Origin of the sequence: Mycobacterium yunnanensis (genome assembly GCF_025823185.1) — a bacterium.
In the GTDB taxonomy this organism is placed as follows: domain Bacteria; phylum Actinomycetota; class Actinomycetes; order Mycobacteriales; family Mycobacteriaceae; genus Mycobacterium; species Mycobacterium yunnanensis.
Genome location: NZ_JACKVK010000011.1, coordinates 1 through 23,759, shown reverse-complemented (window position 1 = coordinate 23,759; position 23,759 = coordinate 1). Strand labels below are relative to the sequence as shown.

The following is a 23,759-nucleotide window of genomic DNA, read 5'->3' as shown; positions in this document are numbered from 1 at the left end:
ACTCGTAAATTCGGACTGCGGAGGTGCCACGGGTGTTGTTCTCGGCGTTGCCATCAGCTCAGGGGTTGTACGACCCGGAGAACGAAGCGGATTCCTGTGGCGTCGCCATGGTCACCGACATTAAGGGGCGGCGGTCGCATGCGATCGTCGCCGACGGACTCACCGCGCTCGAGCATCTCGAACATCGCGGAGCCGCAGGTGCCGAAGCGAACAGCGGCGACGGTGCGGGCATCCTGCTCCAGCTGCCCGTCGAACTCTTGGCCGAGGTCGTCGACTTCGAGCTGCCCGCACCGACGGCCAACGGCGCCAACACCTTTGCCGCCGGCATCTGCTTCCTTCCGCAGGATCCGGTGGCCAGGGACGCCGAACGGCTCCGCATCGAGTCCATCGCACTCGAGGAGGGGCTGGAAGTCCTCGGCTGGCGGACGGTTCCCGTCGACCCCGTTGGCGCCGACATCGGCGTGACGGCGCTGGGGTGCATGCCGTTCATGGCTCAGCTGTTCCTCGCCGCGCCAGAGCACAACGGACACCGGCCCGGCGGTCTCGACCTCGACCGCCGCGTCTACCCGGTGCGCAAGCTCGCCGAGCAGGGCGAGGTGTACTTCGCCTCGCTGTCGAGCCGGACCATCGCCTACAAGGGCATGCTCACGACGATGCAACTGCCGCGGTTCTTCCCGGACGTGCGTGACGAACGGTGTACGAGTGCCATCGCCATCGTGCACAGCCGCTTCTCCACCAACACCTTTCCGTCGTGGCCGCTGGCACACCCGTTCAGGTTCGTGGCCCACAACGGCGAGATCAACACCGTCCGTGGCAATCGCAACCGGATGCACGCCCGCGAAGCCATGCTGGCCAGCTCGAGGATTCCCGGCGACCTGTCCCGCCTCTCGCCGATCTGCACCGCCGAGGCCTCCGATTCGGCCTCGTTCGACCAGGTGCTCGAACTACTGCACCTCGGCGGCCGCAGCCTGCCCCACGCCGTGCTGATGATGATCCCCGAGGCGTGGGAGAACAACCTTGACATGGACCCGGCACGCCGGGCCTTCTGGCAGTTTCACGCGTCGCTGATGGAACCCTGGGACGGTCCGGCCTGCGTCACCTTCACCGACGGCACGGTCGTCGGTGCGGTTCTGGACCGCAACGGATTACGGCCCGGACGATGGTGGCGCACGCTCGACGACAGGGTGATCCTGGCCAGTGAGAGCGGCGTGCTCGACGTGCCGTCGTCTGAGATCGTGGCGCGGGGCCGGCTCGAGCCCGGCAAGATGTTCTTGATCGACACCGCCGCCGGCCGCATCGTCTCCGACGACGAGATCAAGGCCGACCTCCAGGCGGCAGAACCCTACGACGAGTGGCTGCACGCAGGTCTTCTGGACCTCTCGACGCTGCCGGAACGAGTTCGGGTGCAGCCCAACCACGACTCGGTGGTGCGGCGACAGATTTCCTTCGGCTACACCGAGGAAGAACTGCGCATCATGCTCGCGCCGATGGCCGCCTCCGGAGCAGAACCGTTGGGCTCCATGGGCACCGACACCCCGGCCGCGGTGTTGTCGCAGCGATCGCGGCTCCTCTACGACTACTTCGTCGAACTCTTCGCCCAGGTGACCAATCCGCCGCTGGACGCCATCCGCGAGGAGATCGTGACCTCCATGTCCCGGGTGATGGGACCCGAGCACAATCTGCTCGAGCCGACCGCGGCGTCGTGTCGTCAGATCGGGCTCAGGTGGCCGGTTCTCGACAACGACGAGCTCAACAAGATCGTGCACATCAACGACGACGGCGAGCAGCCCGGGTTGAAGACGAAGGTCCTGCGGGCGCTCTACGACGTGGAACGCGGCGGGGAGGGTCTCGCCGATGCTTTGGAGGATCTGAGGAACCGCGCGTGCCACGCCATCGAGAGGGGCTACCGGACGCTCGTCATCTCCGATCGCGACTCCGACCACACCAAGGCGCCGATCCCGTCACTGCTGGCGGTCTCGGCAGTACACCATCACCTGGTCCGCACCAAGCAGCGCACCAGCGTCGCCCTGGTGGTCGAGAGTGGCGACGCCCGGGAGGTGCACCACATCGCGATGCTGATCGGTTTCGGTGCGGCCGCGGTCAATCCGTACCTGGCCTTCGAGTCCATCGAGGATCTGATCCGCGAAGGCGAGCTCACCGGCATCGAACCGTCGACCGCGGTCCGCAACTACCTCAAGGCGCTCGGCAAGGGCGTGATGAAGGTGATGAGCAAGATGGGCATCTCCACCGTCGCGTCCTACACCGGCGCCCAGGCCTTCGAGGCGATCGGGCTCAACCGGGACGTCATCGACGAATACCTCACCGGCACCCCAAGCCAACTCGGCGGCGTCGGACTCGACGTCCTCGCCGAGGAGGTCAAGCTGCGCCATCGCAGGGCATATCCCGAGAACCCGACCGAGCGGGTGCACCGCCGGCTCGAGGTAGGCGGTGAGTACGCGTTTCGGCGGGAGGGCGAGCTGCATCTCTTCACTCCGGAAGTCGTCTTCCTGCTTCAACATTCGACGCGCACCGGCAAGCACGAGGTGTTCCGACAGTACGCCGACGAGGTGAACCGACTCGCCCGTGACGGAGGTGCCCTGCGCGGCCTCTTCGAGTTCAAGACGGGGGTGCGCGAGCCCGTCCCGCTCGACGAAGTGGAGTCGGTCGACTCGATCGTCACTCGCTTCAACACCGGCGCGATGAGCTACGGCTCGATCTCGGCCGAAGCCCACGAAACGATGGCCATTGCGATGAACGCACTCGGTGGCCGATCCAACAGCGGCGAGGGCGGCGAAGAGGAGGATCGGCTCTACGATCCGCGTCGGCGCAGTGCGGTCAAGCAGGTCGCCTCGGGTCGCTTCGGAGTGACGAGTGACTACCTGGTCAACGCCAGCGACATCCAGATCAAGATGGCTCAAGGCGCCAAACCCGGTGAGGGTGGCCAACTTCCGGGATACAAGGTGTATCCGAACATCGCCAAGACCCGGCATTCGACACCGGGGGTGGGGCTGATCTCGCCGCCACCGCACCACGACATCTATTCGATCGAGGACTTGGCCCAACTCATCCACGATCTCAAGAACGCCAACTCCCAGGCTCGCATCCACGTCAAACTCGTGAGCTCCGTCGGCGTCGGCACGGTTGCCGCCGGGGTGTCCAAGGCTCACGCCGACGTCGTCCTGATCTCCGGGTACGACGGGGGCACCGGCGCGGCTCCACTCACCTCGCTCAAGCACGCCGGGGCACCGTGGGAGATCGGGCTGGCCGACACCCAGCAGACCCTCGTCCTCAACGGTCTGAGGGACCGCATCACCGTCCAGTGCGACGGCGGGATGCGCACGGCGCGTGACGTCATGGTGGCCATGCTGCTCGGCGCCGAGGAGTACGGCTTCGCCACCGCGCCGCTCGTGGTGGCGGGCTGCATCATGATGCGCGTCTGCCATCTCGACACGTGCCCCGTCGGCGTGGCCACGCAGAACCCCGAATTGCGCGCCCGGTTCAACGGCAAACCCGAATTCGTCGAGAACTTCTTCCGGTTCGTCGCCGAGGACATCCGGCGATACCTGGCGCAGTTGGGCTTTCGCAGCGTCGACGAGGCCGTCGGGCGGGCAGACGTGCTCGACACGGCACCGGGCGTCGCGCACTGGAAGAGCCAGGGCCTCGACCTGACGCCGATCTTCGCGATCCCCACCGATCCGCACGGCGCCACGCTGACGCAACGCCGCAGGCTTCGCGATCAGGATCACGCGCTCGAACACGCGTTGGACCAGACGCTGGTCGCGCTCGCGGAGGGGGCGCTCGAAGATGCCCATCCCGTGCGCCTGGAACTTCCCGTCCGCAACGTCAACCGCACGGTCGGCACCCTGCTCGGCTCCGAGGTGACCCGCCGCTACGGCGCCCAGGGCCTGCCCGACGACACCATCCACGTCACCCTCACCGGGTCGGCCGGGCAGTCGATCGGAGCGTTCCTGCCACCGGGCGTCACGCTGGACCTGATCGGGGACGCCAACGACTACGTCGGCAAGGGGCTCTCGGGAGGTCGCGTGATCGTCCGTCCCGACGACGACGTGTTGTTCCTGCCGGAGGACAACGTCATCGCAGGCAACACGTTGCTCTTCGGTGCGACGTCGGGGGAGGTGTTCCTCCGAGGGCGCGTGGGTGAACGCTTCTGCGCCAGGAACTCCGGAGCGTTGGCGGTCGTGGAGGGCGTCGGCGACCACGCGTGTGAGTACATGACCGGCGGGCGCGTCGTGGTGCTGGGGCCCACGGGTCGCAACATGGCGGCGGGCATGTCGGGCGGCATCGCCTACGTGCTGGGCCTGGAACCGGCGAAGGTCAACGCCGACATGGTGCTGCTGCAGCGCCTGGAACCCGAGGACCTCGCGTGGCTTCACGACGTCGTGGCGCGGCACGAGAGTCACACCGGCAGCTCGGTGGCGCGATCGTTGTTGTCGGACTGGCCACGGCGCAGCGCGCAGTTCACGAAGATCATGCCCGTCGACTACGAGAAGGTCCTCTACGCCACCCGGATGGCGAAGGCCGAGGGCCGGGACGTGGACACTGCGATCATGGAGGCGACGCGTGGCTGACCCCACCGGATTCTTGCGGATACCCAAGGTCGAGGCGGCCAAGCGGCCGGTCGACGAGCGGGTGGGGGACTGGCGCGAGGTGTACGAGCGCCAGGATCCCCACGAGCGCGCCGGCGAGGTGTCCCAGCAGGCCAGGCGGTGCATGGATTGCGGAATCCCGTTCTGTCACTCCGGTTCTGCCGGTTGTCCGTTGGGCAACCTGATCCCGGAGTGGAATGACCTGGTGCGCCGCGGGCGATGGGACGCGGCCAGCGACCGGCTGCACGCGACGAACAACTTCCCGGAGTTCACCGGCCGGTTGTGTCCGGCTCCGTGCGAGGCGGCGTGCGTCCTGTCGATCTCGGAGGGTCACACCGGCGGCGCGGTGACGATCAAGCGCATCGAGCAGTCCATCGTCGACCAGGCGTGGATGGACGGCACGATCGAACCGCAGCCCGCTGCCATCTCGACGGGCAAGGGCGTCGCGGTCGTCGGCTCGGGGCCGGCGGGTTTGGCCGCGGCCCAACAGCTCACCCGCGCGGGTCACCACGTCACCGTCTACGAGCGTGACGACCGCATCGGGGGACTCCTGCGCTACGGCATTCCGGAGTACAAGCTGGAGAAGAGTGGGCTCGACCAGCGGTTGGCCCAAATGCGCGCTGAGGGAACGCGTTTCGTGACCGACTGCGAGGTCGGGGTCGACCTGTCGGTGGAGCGGCTGCGAAGCCAGCACGACGCCGTGGTGCTGGCCGTGGGTGCGCTGCGTTCGCGGGACAACCCGGTGGAGGGTCGCGAGCTCGACGGCGTCCACTTCGCCATGGAGCACCTGGTGCCCGCGAACAGGGAGTGCGAGGGCGACGGGCCCTCACCCATCTCGGCGGCGGGCAAGCACGTCGTGATCATCGGCGGCGGAGACACCGGAGCCGACTGTCTGGGCACCGCGCACCGCCAGGGTGCGGCGTCGGTCACCCAATTGGACTACAACGCCGAGCCGCCCGGGCAGCGCGACGAGAGCCGCTCGCCCTGGCCCACCTGGCCGCTGGTGCTGCGGACCTCGCCCGCGCACGCCGAGGGCGGGGCGCGTCACTACGAGGTCGCCGTGCAGCGCTTCGTCGGTGACGACAAGGGTCGCCTGGTCTCGATCGTCATCGCCGAGGTCAAGGTCGAGCGCGACGCCGACGGCCGACGCTCGATCACCCCGGTGGGTGCCGAGATCGAGCTCCCGTGCGAGCTGGCCCTGCTGGCAATCGGGTTCGACGGCGTCGAGCACATGGCCCTGCTCGACGAGCTCGGCCTAAGGCTGAACGGACGTGGCGCGCTGTCGTGTGGGTCGGACTGGCAGACCGACGCACCGGGAGTCTTCGTCTGCGGCGACGCGCACCGCGGCGCGTCGCTCATCGTGTGGGCGATCGCCGAGGGACGCAGCGCTGCGCATGCCGTCGACGCCTATCTGATGGGCGAGTCGGATCTTCCGGCCCCGGTCAAGCCGGGTGCGCTGCCACTTGCCGCCGTCTGAATCGTCTTCTGAATCGATCACGACTATATTGAGTCAACGTGACTAGACGCGGAAAGATCGTCTGTACGTTGGGACCGGCTTCCTCCTCGGAGGAGCAGATCAAGGCGCTCGTCGACGTGGGCATGGACGTCGCCCGGCTGAACTTCAGCCACGGTGACCATGCCGACCACGAGATCGCCTACAAGCGGGTTCGCGCGGCCTCCGATGCGACGGGACGGGCCGTCGGCATCATGGCCGACCTGCAGGGTCCCAAGATTCGCCTCGGCCGGTTCGCCGACGGGCCGACGATGTGGCTGGCCGGTGAAACCGTGCGCATCACCGTCGACGACGTCGAGGGAACCCACGACCGGGTGTCGACCACCTACAAGGAACTGGCCAAGGACGCCGCAGTCGGCGACCGCCTGCTGGTCGACGACGGCAACATCGGCCTCACCGTCAGTGAGATCGACGGCAACGACGTCGTCTGCATCGTCACCGAAGGTGGCAAGGTCAGCAACAACAAGGGACTGTCGCTGCCCGGCATGAACGTCTCGGTGCCCGCACTGTCCGAGAAGGACATCGAGGACCTCAAGTTCGCCCTCGCCCTCGGCGTCGACCTGGTGGCGATGTCGTTCGTGCGTTCGCCTGCGGAGATCGAGCTGGCGCACGAGGTGATGGACCAGATGGGCCGCCGTGTCCCGGTGATCGCCAAGCTCGAGAAGCCGGAGGCCATCGACAATCTCGAGGCCATCGTGCTGGCGTTCGACGCCATCATGGTCGCCCGCGGTGACCTTGGCGTCGAACTGCCGCTGGAGGAAGTGCCGCTGGTGCAGAAGCGGACCATCCAGATGGCTCGGGAGAACGCCAAACCCGTCATCGTCGCCACCCAGATGCTCGAGTCGATGATCGAGAACTCCCGGCCGACGCGTGCCGAGGCCTCCGACGTCGCCAACGCCGTGTTGGACGGCGCCGACGCCGTAATGCTCTCGGGTGAGACCTCGGTAGGGAAGTACCCGCTCGAGGCCGTCAAGACCATGGCGCGCATCATCACCGCCGTCGAGGAGAATTCCACGGCCGCACCGCCGTTGACCCACGTGCCGCGCACCAAGCGAGGCGTCATCTCCTATGCCGCCCGCGACATCGGCGAGCGTCTCGACGCCAAGGCGTTGGTGGCCTTCACCCAGTCCGGTGACACGCTCAAGCGTCTGGCGCGTTTGCACACCCCGCTGCCGCTGCTGGCGTTCACGCCGCTGCCCGAGGTGCGCAGTCAGCTGGCCCTGACCTGGGGCACCGAGACGTTCATCGTTCCCCACATTCAGACCACCGACGGCATGATCCGTCAGGTCGACGAGTCCCTGCTGGCGTTGGGCCGGTACAGGCGGGGCGACCTGGTCGTCATCGTCGCCGGCGCACCTCCCGGCACGGTCGGTTCGACCAACATGATCCACGTGCACCGGATCGGCGAGGACGACCACTGAGCTCGTCCGACCTCGAGGAACTGCTCGCGGTCCTCGATCTCACCCGCGTCGACGACGATCTCTTCACCGGGTCGCATCCGAGCCGGAACCCGGTTCGCACGTTCGGCGGGCAGATGATGGCTCAGGCCTTCGTCGCGGCCAGCCGCACGGTGCGCACCGGGTTGCCACCGAGCACGTTGTCGGTCCACTTCGTCGCCGGGGGTGACCCCTCGCGCGACCTGGAGTTCCACGTGGTGCGGCTGCGAGACGAGCGTCGCTTCGCCAACCGGCGGGTCGACGTGCGACAGGGCGACGTGCTGCTGGCCTCGGCGTTGGTGTCGCACATGGACGGTGGCCGCGGCAACCTCGACCACGGTGTCGAAGCGCCGACGGTCGCCGAACCGTTGTCGGTGCCCAGCATCGAAGAACTGCTCGTCGGCTACGAGGAGACGGTGCCGCTGTTCGTCGAGGCCCTCAAGCCCATCGAGTGGCGCTACACCAACGATCCGGCGTGGGTGATGCGCAACAAGGGTGACCGGTTGCCGCACAACCGGGTGTGGCTCACCGCCAAGGGTGCGATGCCCGACGACCCGGTGATTCACGCTGCGGCACTGGTCTATTCGTCGGACACCACGGTGCTGGACTCGATCATCACCACCCACGGCCTGTCGTGGGGCTTCGACCGCATCTTCGCGGTGACGATGAATCACTCGGTGTGGTTTCACCGTCCCGTCGCCTTCGACGACTGGGTGCTCTACTCGACGACGTCACCCGTGGCCGCGGCATCGCGTGGGCTCGGCACCGGCCACTTCTTCGGCCGCGACGGCACGCTGCTGGCCACCGTCGTCCAAGAGGGGATCGTCAAGTACTTCCCCGAGTCGGCCGCGGACTGACGCCGAACTTCTCCTGCAGCCCGTTGACCCACTCGTCGGTGCAGGCCTGGGCGGCGGCGCGGTCGTCGCCCGCCTTCACCGCGCAGTCCACATAGGCCGCGCCGCCCGAATCCCGCCAGGCCAGCCCCCAGATGACGGCGAACGCGACCGATGCGACGACGGCCACCGTGCCGAGCGCCATTCCTGCGGCCGCGACGGGACCGTTGTCGGCCTCGCGGCGGGTGGCTCGGGCCCGGCCGACGCCGCCGAGGATCAACGCCACCACGCCGCAGACGAGACCGCCGAGGACCGACCAGCACAGGGCGAGGCCGGCCACCGCGACGGCGAGCGCCGCGGTGCCCGTTCCGTTTCTGGGGCCCGTCATGTCTGCCGAGGGTAGAGCACCGGGCAGGTCACCCCGTGGGGCAGGTGATGCGTGGCGACGACGACGGTGCGGGTGGGGGAGAACAACCCGTCGGGTGCCAGCACCGCGCGCAGGAGGCGGTCGGCGTCGGCGGCGTCGAGGTGTTCGGTCGGCTCGTCGAGGAGGATCACGGGTAGATCGCAGATGAGCGCGCGGGCCAGGAGCAAGCGTCGCCGCTGCCCGGCCGACACCGCCGCGGCACCCCCGGTGAGGATCGTGGCCAACCCGTCCGGAAGTTCTGCCAGCCAGTCCTGCAGGCCGACGGCCGCCACGGCGTCGCGCAGCTCGTCGTCGGTCGCGTCACCACGGGCCACCAGCAGGTTGTCTCGGACGGTGGTGTCGAAGAGGTGCGCGTCCTCGGGGAAGAACCCCGCGGTCATCGGATCGTGGTGCTCGGCGGCGATGGCCATCAGGGTCGTGGTCTTGCCGCTGCCGCTGTCCCCGACGACGGCGACGCGGTCACCGTCGCGCAGCTCCGGTACGTGCACCCGGGGGCGGGTCCTGCCCGCCGGTTCGGCGTCGGTGAGGTCGAGCAGCCGCGCGGCGGCGATGCGGGCCCGGGTGAGGGCGATGGCCGCAGCTGGCAGTGCCGCGGTGGCCTCGAACGCCGAGAGCGGCAGCAGCACCAGGATCGCCAGCGTCGTCGGGCCCACCTGGCCAGCCAGACCGATGGCGACGAGGACGGCGCCGAGCACGCTGACCGCCGTTGCGGCAGTGGGGGCGGCGGCACCGAAGGCGGCCGGCAGTGCGGCGCGGTCGGCAGCGGCCCCCCAGTCGCGCTGCCTACGGGACGCGTCGGCCACCACCTCGTCGAGGCGCCCCGCGACCCGTAGTTCGGGCGCGTGGTCCAGCGCCAGGAGCGTGGCCGTGTCACGGCCCGAATGATGCTCGGTGGCAACGCGTTCGGCAGCAGCCGCGGCGCGGGCTGACGCCAAGGGGGCGACGACGCCGGCCACCAGCAGGCAGGCCAACAGCACGACGGCTACGGTCGGCGAGATGACGGCGATAACGACGACGGATGCGGTGGACAGGACGGCGGCGACCGCGATCGGAAGCACGGCGCGGACCAGAACGTCGGACAGGTCGTCGACGGAATCCCCGACACGAGAGGCGATGTCGCCTCGCGGCAGCCGCATCGTGGTCTCGACGGGCCCGTGGGCCAGGGCGCGGTACAGCTCGGCTCGGGCGGTACCGGCCGCGCGCAGAGCCGTGTCGTGCGACGCCAGGCGCTCGCAGTAGCCCAGGACCCCTCGGGAGATGCCGAGGGCGCGCACGGCGACGACCGCGACGGACAGGTCCAAGATGGGCGGCATCTGCCACGCCCTGGCGATGAGCCAGGCCGAGACGCCCGCGAGCGTCAGTGCGCTGCCGAGCGCGAACACGCCGAACGCCACGGCCAGCGCCAGTCGCGGCAGGCGGGGGCGCAAGAGTGCCAGACCCGAGAGCAACGGGTCACGCCGCGACATGGTGCTCACCTCCGACGGTGACGACGCGGTCTCCGACGGCGCGTACGGCCTCCCGGTGCCCGACCACCAGCACGGCCGCCCCGTCGCGGGCGATCTCGCGGATCGACTGAAGGACCAACCGTTCCCGCTCGGGATCGAGGTGGGCCGTCGGTTCGTCGAGTAGCAGGACGGACCGGTGGGCGCCGAATGCGCGGGCCAGGGCGAGCCGCTGGCGTTGGCCGAGGGACAACCCCGCCCCGTCGCGACCGATGACGGTGTCCAGCCCGTCCGGCAGTGACGCGAGGACCTCGTCGAAACCGCTGCGCCGACAAGCTTCCTCGAGGTGGACGACGGGTCCGAGGAGCTCCAGGTTCTCGCCGACGGTGCCGGGGATCAGGGCGGGTCGTTGCGGCACCCAGGCGATGTGGCTCCACCACTGCCCGGGGTCGAGATCGCCGACGTCGACGCCGCCGACGAGGACGCGACCCGTCGTCGGCGCGGTGAGACCGAGCACGGCGTGCAACGCGGTCGACTTTCCCGCCCCGTTGGGTCCGGTCAAGACGGTCACGCTGCCCGGTTCCACGTCGACGGACAACCGATGCGGCGCGTCACCGTTGCGCGCGGTGACGCTCAGATCGCGAATGGCGATCGACGTGCCCGAGGGGGTACGCGTGCCGTGGGCCGGTGGCGCGGTGCCGTCCAGCAGCGCGGCCGCCTTCTCTTGCGCAGTCCGTCCGTCGCGCGCCGCGTGGAACTCCGCGCCGACGCGCCGCAGCGGCCAGAAGACCTCGGGGGCCAGCAGTATCGCCGTCAAGGCGGAGCTGAGCTCGATCTCCCCGTACACCAGACGCAGCCCGACGCTGACGGCGACCAGGGCAACGCCGAGGGTGGCGATCAGCTCGAGCACCAGCGACGAGAGGAAGGTGATCCTCAGGGTCGCCATGGTCGAACGACGGTGTGCGTCGGCGAGTTCGGTGATGCGCCGTCGTGCGCCGTCGGCACGCCCGAGTGCCCGCAGGGTCGGGATGCCGGTGATGAGGTCCAGGAGCCGCGACTGCAGTGTGGTCATCGCCGTCAGGGCCGCCGCGGATCGCTCGGCGGTGACGAGCCCGATGAGCACCATGAACAGCGGAACGAGGGGCAGGGCGATCAGGACGACGACGGCGGCCTGCAGGTCGTAGAACGCCATCGTCGCCGCTGCGGCCGGGGTCAGCACGGCAGCCTGAACGACTGCGGGCAGATAGCGGGTGTAGTAGGGCCGCAGGGCGTCCAATCCCCGGGTGCTCAGGGTGGCCACGTCGTCGCGCCGGGCCGCCAGGTCGCGCGGCGAGAGTGCCGTCACGCCCGCGAGCAGTCGCCGACTCTCCTCGGCGATCGCCGCGGTGGCGCCCCGCTGACCGACGCGGGCCTGAGCCCATTGGGCGAGCGTTCGAATCGTCCACAGCGCCACCAGAACCCACAGCGAGACGGCGCAGTGTGCGAGGGTTCGGGACGCCGGGTCGGTGATGAGACCCGCCACCAGGTGTGCCAACACCACCGCGGCCGCGATGGCCGAGCCGGTGATGACCACACCGCAGCCGGTGGTCAGCACCAGGTGGCGCATCATCTCGGGCGCAGTCCGATCGGCGCCGGGATCCGCTCGGCGGAGATGCGTTGACGGAAGACCCAATACGTCCAACCCTGGTAGGCGATCACGAGCGGCGCGAAGATCAGCGCCGCCCAGGACATGACCGTCAGGGTGTAGGGCGACGACGAGGCATTGCCGACGTCGAGGCTCCAGGCCGGGTTGAGCGTCGAAGGCACCAGGTTGGGGTAGAGCGACCCGAACAACAGGACCACCACCGCGACGACGACCGTCGCCGTGCACGCGAAGGCCCAGCCGTCACCGCCGCGGCTCCACACCAGCATGACCGCCGTGAGTTGTGCGACGACCGCGACGCCGAGCACGAACCACGTCCAGTCCTTGCCGTAGGCAAGCTGGGTCCACGCACCGAACACGCCGACGACCAAGGTCACGGGCAGCGCCAGTCGGGCGGCGAAGAGCACCGCGTCGTCACGCACCGCTCCGGCGGTCTTGAGCATGACGAACACCGCGCCGTGGAAGGCGAACAAGCCGGCCGTGGCGAGCCCGCCGAGCAGCACGTACGGGGCGAGCAGGTCGGTGACGGACAGTTCGATCTGCTTGTCTCCGTTGACCGGAAGCCCGTGCACCAGGGCGGCGAAGGTGACGCCCCACAGCACGGCGGGCACCCACGAGCCGACGGCGATCGCCGCGTCGGCCCACGTGCGCCACTTGGGGTCGTCGACCTTGCCACGCCACTCGATGGCGCAGATGCGGACGATCATCGACACCAGGATGAGCAGCAACGGCAGGTACAGGCCGGAGAACACGGTGGCGTACATCTCGGGGAACGCCGCGAACATGGCGCCTCCGGCGGTGATCAGCCAGACTTCGTTGCCGTCCCAGACCGGCCCGATGGTGTTGAGGACGGCGCGCTGGTGCCGCTCGCCGCTGCCTGCCGGTGCGCTCCTCTTGAAGAAGGCCATCAACATTCCGACGCCGAAGTCGAAGCCTTCGAGCAGCAGGAAGCCGACGAACAACGCCGCCAGTGCGATGAACCAGAAGTCCACTAGCCCCATGTCGACCTCCTAGTACGCGAACGACAACGGTGCGACGTCGGCGTCTCCGGGGGGTGTGGGCGGCGCCGGTTCGGCGTCGTGCTCCAGCGGCCCCTCGACGACGTACCGTCGGATCAACCAGAACCAGATGCAGGCGAGTGCGGCGTAGAGCAGGGTGAACACCGTCAGCGACGTCAGCACCATCGCCGCGGAGTGCGGTGAGACCCCCTGGCCGACGGTGAGCCGGATCATCTGGTCTCCGGTCGGGTTGGGCACCACTACCCAAGGCTGTCTGCCCATTTCGGTGAACACCCAGCCCGCACTGTTGGCCAGGAACGGTGTCGGCAGGGTCAGCAGGGCGAACCTGGCGAACCACCGCTCATCCGGGATGCGACCGCGCCGGGTCGACCACAGCGCGACCAACGCGAAGAGCACCGGGACGGCGAGAAGGCCGATCATCGCCCGGAACGACCAGTAGGTCACGAACAGGTTGGGTCGGTAGTCGCCGGGACCGTAGGTCGCCTCGTACCTCTGCTGCAGATCCTTGACGCCCTCCAGCGTCACCCCGTCGAACTTGCCCTCGGCGAGGAAGGGCAGGACGTAGGGCACCTCGATGACGTGCTCGACGGCGTCGCAATTGTTGTGGGTGCCGACGGTGAGGATGGAGAAGTCGGGATCGGTCTGGGTGTGGCACAACGACTCTGCCGAGGCCATCTTCATCGGCTGCTGCTGGAACATCAGCTTGCCCTGCGCGTCACCGGTGAGGAACAGCCCACCGGCTGCGGCCAGTGTCACCAGGCACCCGAGGATGGTGGCTGGCCGGTACATCGTGCGGGCCTCCTCGGTCGCGCGGGCGCGAACCAGCCACCACGAGCAGACGGCCGCGACGAAGGTTCCCGCGGTGAGGAAGGCGCCGAAGACGGCGTGCGAAAACGCTGCCGTCGCAGTGTTGTTCGTGAACAGGGCGACGATGCTGGTCAGCTCGGCGCGTCCGGTCTCCGGGTTGAAGCGGGCGCCGACCGGGTGTTGCATCCACGAGTTGGCGGCGATGATGAAGAACGCCGAGGCGTTGACCGCGAGCGCGACGATCCAAATGCAGGCGAGGTGCACCAGCCGGGGCAGTCGGGTCCAGCCGAAGATCCAGAGCCCGATGAAGGTCGACTCGAAGAAGAAGGCGACCAGACCCTCCATGGCCAACGGGGCGCCGAACACGTCCCCGACGAAGCGGGAGTACTCGCTCCAGTTCATCCCGAACTGAAACTCTTGAACGATCCCGGTGGCGACGCCGAGGGCGAAGTTGATCAGGAACAGCTTGCCGAAGAACTTGGTGAGCCGGTACCAGGAGAGGTTTCCGGTGACCACCCAGGCCGTCTGCATGACGGCGATCAACGGTGCCAGGCCGATGGTCAGCGGCACGAAGACGAAGTGGTAGACCGTCGTGATCCCGAACTGCCATCGCGAGACGTCGAGAGCGTTCACGAGCATCATCTCCTGGCTGCGGCATGTACCTACGACAAAGTGTAGTAGATGAGCTTCGCCCAGCCCAGAGCGTCTTTAGTGAGCTGGCTGACCCTCTGGGGCCCGGTTGGTCCCACGCCGGATGGCGACCGCGGTGACGATCTCCACGACGCCGATGACGATCAGCCAGACCCCGACGACGAGCGCGAGAGTGGCGATCGAGTCGAACGGCGAAGCCAGGACGACGACTCCGGCAACCAGGCTGATGAGACCGACGAAGACGTTCCAGCCCCGCCCTGGAAGGGTGGGATCGCTGATCGCAGACACCGCCGTGGCGACACCGCGGAAGATGAAGCCGATGCCGATCCAGATGGCTAGCAACAACACGGCGTCGTAGAGATGCCGAAAGGCCATGATCGCGAGGATGAGCGAGGCCGCACCGCTGACGAACAGCAGCACCCTCCCGCCGGCGGATACGTGGAGGCTGAAGGCGAACACGACTTGTTGAATTCCGGTCAGCAGCAAGCCGACACCGAAGAAGATGGCCGCGACGGTGATCGAGATTCCGGGCCACGCGACGATCGCGGCGCCGAGTACGACGGCGAGCACGCCGGACACGGCAGCCGATTTCCACAAATGGGGCAACAGGCTTGGGGCAGGCGGATTGATCATGATGGGCAGTGTCGCACGGCGTCATCGTTGCGTTGCCGTTTCGGACAGCGCAAATCGACGACCGACGCTAGGTTTCACCTACTACTTCGCATACATCCCGCTAAGGTTCCTGAGGTCGTCGCCCCCGGGGAATGAGGGCGACCCCGATGCAGAGAGAAGAGACAACGTGGTATCTGGAATTCAGGACCGTCGAGCGAGCTCACGATGGTGGCGCGGCGCTGCGATCGTCGCCGTGTCCGCATCGCTCGCGCTGTCGGGCTGTACCAAGAACGAGGACAGCGCAGAGCCGGCCAAGGAGACCACTGCCGCGAAGGCGGCCAAGGTCGACGACATCGCCAACACCGTTCCCGAGGACATCAAGTCCTCCGGCAAGCTGATCGTCGGCGTCAACGTTCCCTACACGCCAAACGAGTTCAAGGATTCCAGCGGCAAGATCGTCGGCTTCGACGTCGACCTGATGAATGCCATCGCCTCCACCCTCGGCCTGACCGCCGAATACCGCGAGGCCGACTTCTCCAAGATCATCCCGTCCATCCAGGGCGGAACCTTCAACGTCGGCATGTCGTCGTTCACCGACACCAAGGAGCGCGAGCAGACGGTCGACTTCGTCACCTACTTCTCGGCAGGCTCGTTGTGGGCCAAGCCCAAGGGTTCTGACGTCGACCCGAACAACGCCTGCGGCAAGAAGGTCGCGGTGCAGGCCACGACCACGCAGGAAGTCGACGAGTTGCCTGCCAAGAGCAAGGCGTGCACCGACGCGGGCAAGCCGGCGATCGACATCGTGAAGTTCGACGGCCAGGATCAAGCCACCAACGCCGTCGTCCTCGGTCAGGCCGACGCGATGTCGGCGGACTCCCCGGTGACGCTGTATGCGATCAAGCAGAGCGCAGGCAAGCTCGAGCAGGCGGGCGAGACCTTCGACGCGGCGCCCTACGGCTGGCCCGTCGCCAAGGGTTCGCCGTTGGCGGCCTCGCTGCAGAAGGCCCTCGAGCACTTGATCGAGTCCGGTGACTACAAGACGATCGCGTCGAACTGGGGTGTCGAGGCCGGCATGATCGACAAGCCCGTCATCAACGGCGCGACCAGCTGACAGTCGGATTTCACCGATGAGCGTCGACGTTCGCACGTCACCCAACAGTCCAGCCGTCATCGATGCCGTCCCGTTGCGGCATCCGTGGCGGTGGGTGGCGGCGATCGTCATCGTCGTGCTCGTCGCGCTGTTCCTCTACGGCGCGGCGACCAATGACGCCTACGGCTGGAGCACCTTCGGCAAGTACATCCTCGATGAGCGCATCGTCTCCGGCATGGTGGTCACCCTCGAGCTGACCGTCCTGTCGATGATTCTGGCGATCGTCCTGGCGGTGCTGCTTGCCGTCATGAGGTTGTCCCCGAATCCGGTGTTCCGCTCGGTGTCGTGGGTGTACCTGTGGATCTTCCGAGGCACGCCGGTCTACGTGCAGCTGGTGTTCTGGGGCCTGTTCCCGACCATCTACAAGAACATTCAGCTGGGCATCCCGTTCGGTCCGACGTTCTTCGCGGTCAACATCCAGGATCTCTCGCTCTACTTCGTGTTGGCGGTGGTCGGCCTCGGACTCAACGAGGCCGCCTACCTCGCGGAGATCATCAGGGCCGGAATCAGCTCCGTGCCGGAGGGCCAGACCGAGGCCTCCACGGCGCTGGGCATGTCCTGGCTGCTGACGATGCGGCGGACGGTGTTGCCGCAGGCGATGCGGGTGATCATCCCGCCGACCGGAAACGAGTTCATCGGTCAGCTCAAGACCACGTCGCTGGTGGCCGCGGTGCCGTACACCTTCGACCTGTTCGGGCGTCAGCGCGACATCTCGGCGGTGCTCTTCCAGCCGATACCGCTGCTGCTCGTCGCTGCGGCGTGGTACCTGCTGATCACCAGCATCCTGATGGTGGGGCAGTACTACCTCGAGCGCTACTTCTCCCGAGGTGCCTCACGCAAGCTCACCGCCAAGCAACTCGGCGCACTGGCCGAGGCGCAGACCCTCGGAGAGGTCGGCCACACATGACCGCAGCATCCGCGGCCACCCCCATGGTCAAGGCCGAGAACGTCTGCAAGAACTTCGGCGCGCTCAAGGTGCTCAAGGGGGTGACTCTGGAAATCGGCCGGGGTCAGGTCCTTGTCCTGGTCGGCCCGTCCGGCTCGGGCAAGTCGACGTTCTTGCGCTGCATCAACCACCTCGAGCAGGTCAACGGCGGTCGACTCTACGTCGACGGCGAGTTGATCGGCTACCGCGAGCGCGGCGACAAGCTGCACGAGATGCCACCCAAGGATGCGGCCCGGCAGCGCCGCGACATCGGGATGGTGTTTCAGCACTTCAACCTCTTCCCGCATCGCACCGCGCTGGCGAACATCATCGAGGCGCCCATGCAGGTCAAGGGCGTCAAGAAGGCCGCCGCCGTCGAGCGGGCCAAGGACCTACTCAGCCAGGTTGGGTTGTCGGACAAGGCATCTGCGTATCCGGCCCAACTGTCCGGCGGTCAGCAACAGCGGGTGGCCATTGCCCGGGCGTTGGCGATGGATCCCAAGCTGATGCTGTTCGACGAGCCCACCTCGGCGTTGGATCCCGAGTTGGTGGGCGAGGTGCTCGGCGTCATGAAGAAGCTTGCCAGCGAGGGCATGACGATGGTGGTGGTGACCCACGAGATGGGATTCGCCCGCGAGGTCGCCGACCAGTTGGTGTTCATGGACGCCGGGGTGATCGTCGAGAGCGGCAAGCCACGCGAGGTCTTGAGCAACCCGCAGCACGAACGCACGAAGGCATTCCTGTCCAAGGTGATGTAGTTGGGCAGTCAGGCTTCTGGAAGTGATCCGGCCACCCCGTTGTGGCGGGCGGCGCAGGTCTTCCGGCTGCTGAGTTGTGTCTACGCGCTCGGCTTCCAGATCGCCGTCAACGACGACCTCATCCACCCCGCCGTGGGCTGGGCGTTGTTCGGGGTCCTCGTCGCGTGGAGTGTCGCGTGCGCGGCGGCCTACCTCCACGGGTACGGCCGACGGGTGGCCTGGGTCGGCGCCGAGGTCGTGGTGGTCCTCGCGTTGATGCTCTCGACGGAGGTCGTGGCATCCGACCAGTGGGCCTTGGACAACCAGTCCTGGCCGACGACGTTGTGGGCCACCAACGCAACGATTTCCGCGGCAATTCTGCTCGGACCAGTCGCCGGCATGGCTGCCGGGCTGCTCGTGACGGCCTCCAACGCCGTCCTCAAGGGCTACGTGAGCGTCGACGTGGGTCGCAACGCGACCGTCGTGATCGAACTCGCCGTCGGCCTCGCGATCGGGCTGGCCGCACAGACCGCGCGGCGGGCACATGCCGACCTGCAGCGCGCGGCACGACTGGCGGCGACGCTCGAGGAGCGCGAGCGGTTGTCGAGGGAAGTGCACGACGGCGCCATCCAGGTGCTGGCGCTGGTGGCTCGGCGCGGTCGCGAGATTGGCGGTCCGACAACCGAACTGGCCGACTTGGCGGGGGAGCAGGAGCGCGCGCTGCGACGCTGGGTGAGCGCTTCGGGCGCACCGGTGCCCGCGGGCCTGAGCACCGATCTGGTCACCTTGATGCGCCGACATGCCGCCGACCGGGTGTCGATCAGTGTTCCGCCGGAGCCGGTGTTGCTCCCCGACGAGGTGGCACACGAGGTCGACGCCGCGGTGACGAATGCGTTGGACAACGTCGCCGCTCACGCCGGCGCCGCCGCCCACGCCTTCGTCTTGGTGGAGGACCTGGAAGACTCGGTCGTGGTGAGCATCCGCGACGACGGACCGGGGATTCCGGCCGGCCGGCTCGAGGAGGCGGTCGGCGAGGGCCGGCTCGGAGTATCCAAGTCGATTGTCGGACGGCTGAATTGGCTGGGCGGCACGGCACGGCTGACGACGAGCCCGGGAGGAGGCGCCGAGTGGGAACTGACCATTCCGCGTTCACGGTGATGGTGGTCGACGACCATCCAATCTGGCGCGACGCCGTCGCCCGAGATCTCGCCGAGGAGGGCCTCACCGTCGTCGCCACGGCGGACGGGGTGGTTTCGGCCGCTCGGCGGGCCGCCGTCGTCACACCCGACGTGGTGGTGATGGACATGCGACTGTCCGACGGCAGCGGCGCCGCCGCCACCGCCCAGGTGCTGACCGTGTCGCCGTCGTCGCGCGTGTTGGTGCTGTCGGCATCCGACGAACGCGACGACGTCTTGGAGGCGGTGAAGGCCGGGGCGACGGGCTACCTCGTGAAGAGCGCGTCCAAGCACGAACTCGCCGAAGCGGTTCGGGCCACCGCCCAAGGACGAGCGGTGTTCACCCCCGGCCTCGCGGGTCTGGTGCTCGGCGAGTATCGACGCATCGCCCGCTCGCCGCGGGCCGACGAGTCCACACCGAGCCTGACCGAGCGGGAGACTGAGATCTTGCGACACGTGGCGAAGGGGTTGACCGCCAAGCAGATTGCCGAGCGACTCTCGCTGAGCCACCGTACGGTCGAGAACCACGTGCAGGCCACGTTCCGAAAATTGCAGGTAGCCAATCGCGTCGAGCTTGCGCGGTATGCGATCGAACACGGGCTCGACGAGTAGTACTACTCATCCGGTCGTCGGCCGTCGCTGCCACGATGGCACCATGACCGAACCGGAGCACGCCGTCGTCGCCAGGATGTCGTCCGACATCGCCGCGATCGGTGCGTACTTGGCGCGGGCGTCAGCCGACCTCCGCCAGCTCGAGCGCATCGTCGCCGAACGAGCCGCGGCGCCGTCTCCTCGGCCGGTGCCGCAGCCGGTGCCGCAGCCGCAGTGGCAGCCGACGCCTCGGCAGCCGGCGCCGCGACCGGACGGCTGGATCGGCAAGGCGCTGGCGGTCGCCGGAGTCGCAGTCACGTTGGTCGGCGTGGCACTCCTACTCGTCCTCGCCGCGCAGGCGGGCATGCTGAGCCCCGGCGTCAGGGTGGCCGCCGGTGCCGCCTTGGCCGTGGGCCTGGTCGTGGTGGCATCGCGGCTCGTCGACCGACCCGGCGGACGTGTGGGTGCAATTGCGCTGGCCGCCACGGGTATTGCCGCGGCCTACGTCGACGTCATCGCGGTGACCACCGTGTACCACTGGGTGTCGGCGCCCATGGGGCTCGCCGTCGCGGGGGTAACCGCCGTTGCGGGTCTGCTGCTGGCTCGCCGGTGGAATGCCGAACAGCTCGGGCTCCTGGTGCTCGTCCCACTGATCGTCCTGGGGCCCGTGGTGGCCGGCGGCGTCACGGTCGTGCTCGTTGGGTTCATGCTGGCGCTGGGGGCCGCGTCGGTGCCGGTGCAGTTGGGTCGGGACTGGGTGGGTCTGCACGTCGCACGGACGGCGGTGACCACGCTGCCGCTACTGCTCGCACTCGTGGTGACGGGCTTCGACTCCGGAACGTCGCCCATGCTGACGGTGGCCAGTGCGCTGGCCGGGGCGCTCGCGATCGGCAGTGCCGTCATTCTGCTTCCGCACACCCGGCGTCAGACCCTCGTGGCCACGGTGAGCGCCGTGGGTACCACCCCCGTGCTGGCCGCATCATTGGCCGGGGACGTAGTCGTGGCGGCCCTGTTGGCCGCCACGCAGAGCGCGGTCTTGACCGCAATCCTGGTCGCGAGCCGCCGCCGTCATACCGTCACCCCGGGCGTCCGGGTGGCGTGGTCCGCCTTGGCCGCCGGGTCTGCGCTGGTCGCGGTGACGGTGGCCTTCGACGGGCCGGTGGCCGGGCCGATCCTGCTCGCGATGGCGGTCGTCCTGGGACTCGTCGGCCGGCGTGATGCCGTGGCTCGCTGGTGCGGGGTCGCGTTCGGCGTCGCCGGCGGACTGTACGAACTCGCGTACGCGCCGCCATCCCATGTGGCCCGGGCCACGGAGCTGAGTGCGTCCATCACAGTCTCGACGCTGGTCGCCAGCCTGCTTCTGGTGGCCTGGGCGGGCGCCGTCGTGTGGTCGTGGCGGACGGACTGGGCATGGGCCTGTGCGGCACTGGTTGCCCTCTACGCCGTCACCACCGTGACGGTGACCGTTGGTGTCCTGATCGGGGGCCGGGAGACGGGCTTCTTCGGCGGGCACGTGGCCGCGACCCTCATCTGGGCCACGCTGGCGGCCGGCGTTCTGCAGCACGCGGTGTCCGTACCCCGCGACGAGCGTTCCTTGCCCGTTGGCGGGGGCATGGCGCTGGTAGCCGCTGCGGTGTCCAAGCTGTTCTTGTTCGACCTCGGCACGCTCGACGGAATGTTCCGGGTAGTGGTCTTCATCGCCGTGGGCTTGTTGCTCCTGGGCATGGGAACGGGCTACGCCCGGCTTCTCGCCGAGCAGGACGGTAGACGGCACCAGGCCTAGCCGCGCATTCATCACGCCGTCCAATTGCCAATACCAAAGGGCCGCGTCGTTGAACCAAGCGCTTGCTACCGCGCTTTACGTACGCGTCAACAAAAACTGACTGGCACAGTCATGAAAGTTGCCGGGTGCCGACGCGCACTTCCTGTAGCTGCAAAGAGGGGTGAGGCCGCTACGGATACGTCGCGCCAGCTCCATGTGAAAACCATCGTTTTCACCTGCTGAACAGGCCTGACGATACGTTTCTTGTACATCGTCAAGTATTGCTGGTTACCTTGGATTCATGCGCCAATAGTTTGCCAATAAACAGGCATAAGGTATCGAAACTGCAGTTCAGCACCGGTCAAGATCGTTCCTGCGCAAACATCGTCATGCGGTAATCCCGTAACCGAGACATATTTGCTACCTCATGAGTAAATGAGGCGAACCGGTTTGACGGCGACGACGATTCACCCCGCTGAAAGTAGGAAACAATCAATGAACAAGACCCCCGCGGGCCTGCTGAAGACCTTCACCACGAAGAGCGTGATTGCGGTCATCCCGGTGGCAATGGCGGCCGCATACGCGAGTAGTGCGATCGACGTTTCGACACCTCGGACCACCTCGATGGCCTTTCAGCAGGTGGCTGAGATTACGGTGTCGCCGGATACGGTGGGTGTGGCTGCCTCGCCGTTGTACGGGCAGACGAAGGCGCAAATCGACCAGCAGCTCAGCGATATGCAGGCCTTGGGCATTCAGAACATCCGGGTGTTCGTGCCCTGGGGCCCCCGGATACGGTGGGTGTGGCTGCCTCGCCGTTGTACGGGCAGACGAAGGCGCAAATCGACCAGCAGCTCAGCGATATGCAGGCCTTGGGCATTCAGAACATCCGGGTGTTCGTGCCCTGGGGCCTCGTCGACTTCTTCGGACCGTCTGAACCCGGCAGCTTCACCTGGTCGACCCTGGATCTGGTCATGCAGTCGGCCAAGGAACACGACATGGGCGTACTGGCCGAAGTCAACAGCACCCCGCCCTACGCCGTGACCGCCGGAATCCCCGGCAGCGGCACCCCCGACCCAGCCGCCTTCGCCGCCTTCATGACCAAATTCGTCACCAAGTACGGCGACACGGTCTCGGCTTATGAGATCTGGAACGAACCCAACGGCGCCCAGTTCTCCAACCCCATCAACCCCGCCGCCTATGCCGCGTTGTTGAAAGCCGCCTACCAGGCCATCAAACCCCTCGACCCGACGGCCACCATCGTCGCCGGCGCCGTCGGACACACCCAAACCTGGGGCAACCTCAGCATGGACCCCGTGGACTTCGTCAAGGCCATGATCGCCGCCGACCCCACCATCGGACAGTACTTCGACGCACTGTCCTACCACCCCTACGACGAGAACCTGCCGTTCTCCCAAGGCAACCAAGCCCCCATCGGCTGGGCCTCTGACACCGCGTTCAACCAACTCAAGGACCTGGTGGCACTGTTTCCCACCAAGAAGGTCTGGCTCTCTGAATTCGGCGTGCCCACCTACTCCTACACCGACGCCAACGGCGTCGTGCACACCATCACCCAGGACCAACAGGAAAAGCTCATCGCCGACCTGATCACCACCTGGGGTGCGGCCTTCGGCCAAAACGCCGGACCCATCTTCCTCTACACCGGACGAGACACCGCCACCGGAAGTCCCGACCCCGAGGCCAACTACGGACTCTGGGACATGCTCGGACAACCCAAGGAAGTCATCACCCAATTCCTAGCCCAATGGCTCAAGGACCACCCCCAAAACAGCACCACGCCAACCACTCCCGGCCAACCNAACCCACCAGCGGTCAACCCCCTGGCCGCACTGCTACAAGCCATCACCCAACAGTTCCAAGCCATCTCCCAACAATTCCAATCCATCGCCGCCCAATTCCAAGCCTCCATCGCCGCCTTCGCCCAAAACATCGCGAACTTCTTCTCCGCCCTCACCGGAACCCCCGCAGTCACCACAGCCGCACCGTTGACACTCAGGGTCGCCTCGGTAACCACCACCGACACACCCACCACCACCGACGACACCACCACCACACCCGACACCACCGCATCAAAGACCACCACCACCGACACCACCACCACGGCCAAGACGACGGAGAAGGCCACCGAAGAGACCACGACCGCACCCGCGACCGAGGAATCGGCCACCACCGAGACACCCACCACCGCGACACCCACCACCACGACCCCGGCCACCGAGGCAGTCGCCGAGCCAGTCACCGCGACCACCGAACCCGTTGCCGCACAACCCGTCCCCGCGGAGGACACACCGGCCGCAGAACCGGTGACCACCACCCCCACCACCAACGACTCAGCCACCACGACCAAGCCCGACACCACCACAACCCCCGACACCACCACCAAGCCCGACACCACCACCAAGCCAGACAAGG

General features: G+C 67.5%; 17 protein-coding genes. 11 read left to right on the top strand and 6 right to left on the bottom strand.

Features of this window, described 5'->3' with window-relative positions:
• Window positions 1-32 precede the first annotated feature (32 nt).
• Genes gltB through H7K45_RS19805 form a run of 4 tightly spaced genes read left to right on the top strand, consistent with a single transcriptional unit; the run spans window position 33 to window position 8,413 of the window.
• A complete protein-coding gene (gene gltB, locus H7K45_RS19820) occupies window positions 33-4,589 on the top strand; it encodes a glutamate synthase large subunit (protein WP_263997670.1) in 4,557 nt (1,518 codons plus the stop codon).
• Entirely contained in the window at window positions 4,582-6,084 is a 1,503-nt protein-coding gene (locus H7K45_RS19815; protein WP_263997669.1) for a glutamate synthase subunit beta, read from the top strand. The genes gltB and H7K45_RS19815 overlap by 8 nt, the downstream gene beginning before the upstream one ends.
• Window positions 6,085-6,122: 38 nt before the next feature.
• Window positions 6,123-7,541: a pyruvate kinase gene (gene pyk, locus H7K45_RS19810; protein ID WP_263997667.1), complete on the top strand. Its 1,419-nt coding sequence runs from the start codon at window positions 6,123-6,125 to the stop codon at window positions 7,539-7,541.
• Window positions 7,538-8,413, top strand: a complete 876-nt coding sequence (locus H7K45_RS19805; RefSeq protein WP_263998365.1) for an acyl-CoA thioesterase II — start codon at window positions 7,538-7,540, stop codon at window positions 8,411-8,413. Before pyk ends, H7K45_RS19805 begins: the two co-directional genes overlap by 4 nt.
• On the opposite strand, the gene H7K45_RS19800 is transcribed toward H7K45_RS19805, so the two are convergent.
• From H7K45_RS19800 to H7K45_RS19775, 6 genes are all read right to left on the bottom strand, one after another.
• The gene (locus H7K45_RS19800; RefSeq protein WP_263997666.1) at window positions 8,382-8,777 is read right to left on the bottom strand and encodes a DUF4190 domain-containing protein; all 396 of its coding nucleotides are present in this window, start codon (window positions 8,775-8,777) and stop codon (window positions 8,382-8,384) included. The two genes, H7K45_RS19805 and H7K45_RS19800, sit on opposite strands and share 32 nt — an antisense overlap.
• On the bottom strand, window positions 8,774-10,282 hold the full coding sequence (locus H7K45_RS19795; RefSeq protein WP_263997665.1) for an ATP-binding cassette domain-containing protein: 1,509 nt from the start codon (window positions 10,280-10,282) through the stop codon (window positions 8,774-8,776). The genes H7K45_RS19800 and H7K45_RS19795 overlap by 4 nt, the downstream gene beginning before the upstream one ends.
• Entirely contained in the window at window positions 10,269-11,867 is a 1,599-nt protein-coding gene (gene cydD / locus H7K45_RS19790) for a thiol reductant ABC exporter subunit CydD (protein WP_263997664.1), read from the bottom strand. The genes H7K45_RS19795 and cydD overlap by 14 nt, the downstream gene beginning before the upstream one ends.
• Window positions 11,864-12,901 carry a cytochrome d ubiquinol oxidase subunit II gene (gene cydB, locus H7K45_RS19785; RefSeq protein WP_263997663.1) on the bottom strand — a complete coding sequence of 346 codons (1,038 nt, stop codon included), beginning with the start codon at window positions 12,899-12,901 and terminating at the stop codon, window positions 11,864-11,866. The genes cydD and cydB overlap by 4 nt, the downstream gene beginning before the upstream one ends.
• 9 nt (window positions 12,902-12,910) lie before the next feature.
• Window positions 12,911-14,359, bottom strand: coding sequence for a cytochrome ubiquinol oxidase subunit I (locus H7K45_RS19780; protein ID WP_263997662.1), 1,449 nt, complete (start codon window positions 14,357-14,359; stop codon window positions 12,911-12,913).
• Between the two features lie 75 nt (window positions 14,360-14,434).
• On the bottom strand, window positions 14,435-15,010 hold the full coding sequence (locus tag H7K45_RS19775) for an HdeD family acid-resistance protein (RefSeq protein ID WP_263997661.1): 576 nt from the start codon (window positions 15,008-15,010) through the stop codon (window positions 14,435-14,437).
• Between the two features lie 223 nt (window positions 15,011-15,233).
• On the opposite strand from H7K45_RS19775, the gene H7K45_RS19770 reads away from it, so the two are divergent.
• From H7K45_RS19770 to H7K45_RS19740, 7 genes are all read left to right on the top strand, one after another.
• The gene (locus H7K45_RS19770; protein WP_372512615.1) at window positions 15,234-16,100 is read left to right on the top strand and encodes an ABC transporter substrate-binding protein; all 867 of its coding nucleotides are present in this window, start codon (window positions 15,234-15,236) and stop codon (window positions 16,098-16,100) included.
• A gap of 16 nt (window positions 16,101-16,116) precedes the next feature.
• Window positions 16,117-17,046, top strand: a complete 930-nt coding sequence (locus H7K45_RS19765) for an amino acid ABC transporter permease (RefSeq protein ID WP_263997659.1) — start codon at window positions 16,117-16,119, stop codon at window positions 17,044-17,046.
• Window positions 17,047-17,069: 23 nt separating this feature from the next.
• Window positions 17,070-17,822 carry an amino acid ABC transporter ATP-binding protein gene (locus H7K45_RS19760; protein ID WP_263998364.1) on the top strand — a complete coding sequence of 251 codons (753 nt, stop codon included), beginning with the start codon at window positions 17,070-17,072 and terminating at the stop codon, window positions 17,820-17,822.
• Entirely contained in the window at window positions 17,823-18,959 is a 1,137-nt protein-coding gene (gene macS, locus H7K45_RS19755; RefSeq protein WP_263997658.1) for a MacS family sensor histidine kinase, read from the top strand. It abuts the gene before it with no gap.
• Entirely contained in the window at window positions 18,959-19,588 is a 630-nt protein-coding gene (locus H7K45_RS19750) for a response regulator (RefSeq protein ID WP_263998363.1), read from the top strand. Before macS ends, H7K45_RS19750 begins: the two co-directional genes overlap by 1 nt.
• A gap of 43 nt (window positions 19,589-19,631) precedes the next feature.
• Complete coding sequence (locus tag H7K45_RS19745; protein ID WP_263997657.1) at window positions 19,632-21,350, top strand: DUF2339 domain-containing protein; 1,719 nt, start codon at window positions 19,632-19,634, stop codon at window positions 21,348-21,350.
• Between the two features lie 839 nt (window positions 21,351-22,189).
• The coding region (locus H7K45_RS19740; RefSeq protein ID WP_276070350.1) for a cellulase family glycosylhydrolase at window positions 22,190-23,759 on the top strand (1,570 nt) is incomplete at its 3' end.

Excerpts from the sequence above, each read along its gene's own strand:
- H7K45_RS19800 (WP_263997666.1), bottom strand. The coding sequence starts at position 8,777 with ATGACGGGCCCCAGAAACGGAACGGGCACCGCGGCGCTCGCCGTCGCG.
- H7K45_RS19795 (WP_263997665.1), bottom strand. The coding sequence starts at position 10,282 with ATGTCGCGGCGTGACCCGTTGCTCTCGGGTCTGGCACTCTTGCGCCCC.
- cydD (WP_263997664.1), bottom strand. The coding sequence starts at position 11,867 with ATGATGCGCCACCTGGTGCTGACCACCGGCTGCGGTGTGGTCATCACC.
- cydB (WP_263997663.1), bottom strand. The coding sequence starts at position 12,901 with ATGGGGCTAGTGGACTTCTGGTTCATCGCACTGGCGGCGTTGTTCGTC.
- H7K45_RS19775 (WP_263997661.1), bottom strand. The coding sequence starts at position 15,010 with ATGATCAATCCGCCTGCCCCAAGCCTGTTGCCCCATTTGTGGAAATCG.
- H7K45_RS19765 (WP_263997659.1), top strand. The coding sequence starts at position 16,117 with ATGAGCGTCGACGTTCGCACGTCACCCAACAGTCCAGCCGTCATCGAT.
- H7K45_RS19760 (WP_263998364.1), top strand. The coding sequence starts at position 17,070 with ATGGTCAAGGCCGAGAACGTCTGCAAGAACTTCGGCGCGCTCAAGGTG.
- H7K45_RS19750 (WP_263998363.1), top strand. The coding sequence starts at position 18,959 with ATGGTGGTCGACGACCATCCAATCTGGCGCGACGCCGTCGCCCGAGAT.
- H7K45_RS19745 (WP_263997657.1), top strand. The coding sequence starts at position 19,632 with ATGACCGAACCGGAGCACGCCGTCGTCGCCAGGATGTCGTCCGACATC.